General features: G+C 42.9%; 1 protein-coding gene. It reads right to left on the bottom strand.

The window, feature by feature from the left end:
- Positions 1-1,000, bottom strand: a 1,000-nt coding sequence (locus tag LY28_RS18870; protein ID WP_133250218.1) for a calcium-binding protein, incomplete at both ends; no start/stop codon positions are given.

Raw genomic sequence — 1,000 nt, 5'->3', positions numbered from 1 at the left:
CTCCGCTTATGGTGTCGTCTCCGCCGTTTCCGTATATTGTATCGTTTCCTGCCAGCCCGCTCAAGACATCCCTTGTCTCATAGCCCTGTATATTGTCATTTCCCTCGCTTGCAATATTTACAGCACCTTTTATGTACTCGGTATCCCACACCGTTCCGTCTGCAAACTGTATTTGCTCCGTCTTGTAATAGTCGCTTGAGAAGTAGCTGTTGACAGTAAGCGTGTCCTTTGTCCCTTTTATTCCCAGCACAAGGCTTGAGCCGTTTCGTACAAGGGTAACCTCGGATGCCGTTACTCCGTCACTTATTAATATTTTGTCTGTGTTTCCGGCTGTTGAATCATAATCATATATTGTATCCTGCCCGCAGCCCCTTCCGAATATATATGTATCGTTTCCGGCACCGCCTTCCATGTAGTCTCTGCCGCTGCCTCCGTCCAGCAAATCATTCCCGCTGTCTCCGTACAGCTTGTCATCTCCGTTTCCTCCGACAATAATATCATCGCCGTAACCTCCCGAAACAGTATCATAGCCATCCCCGCCGTATAATGCATCATTCCCCGCATTACCATTAATAATGTCATCATTTTCCATGCCGTTTATTGCATCATCGCCTGTTGTCCCGTTTATGCTGTCATTCCATGCCGAACCCTTTATTATATTTCTTGAAGCGGCATCAACAGTCCATGCACATTCCTCGCTGATATCAGCAAAATATCGGCGGAATTGCATATATCCGGACTCTTCAAATAAGTCACAGGTTTTCAGAACTCTTGTAAGCTCGCCCAGCAGGGAAATACCTTCTGATAAATTTTTATTAAGCTTATTTTCTATTAAGCCTTCTATATTTGTTAAATTTATAATTACCTTATTATTTATGAAATCCCATGTATAATTATCTTCCACAATTTCTTTCAAGTGAGTCTGAAACATCAGTTTGCAGTAGATTGTCTCAGAAATCTCATTATATGCCTGAGTCAAAAAAGGTACTGCCTGAGCTAT

Origin of the sequence: Ruminiclostridium sufflavum DSM 19573, assembly GCF_003208175.1 — a bacterium.
Classification (GTDB): Bacteria; Bacillota; Clostridia; order Acetivibrionales; family DSM-1351; genus Ruminiclostridium; species Ruminiclostridium sufflavum.
Note: the sequence above shows the minus strand (reverse complement) of the source record. Positions and strands in the feature narration are given on the sequence as shown.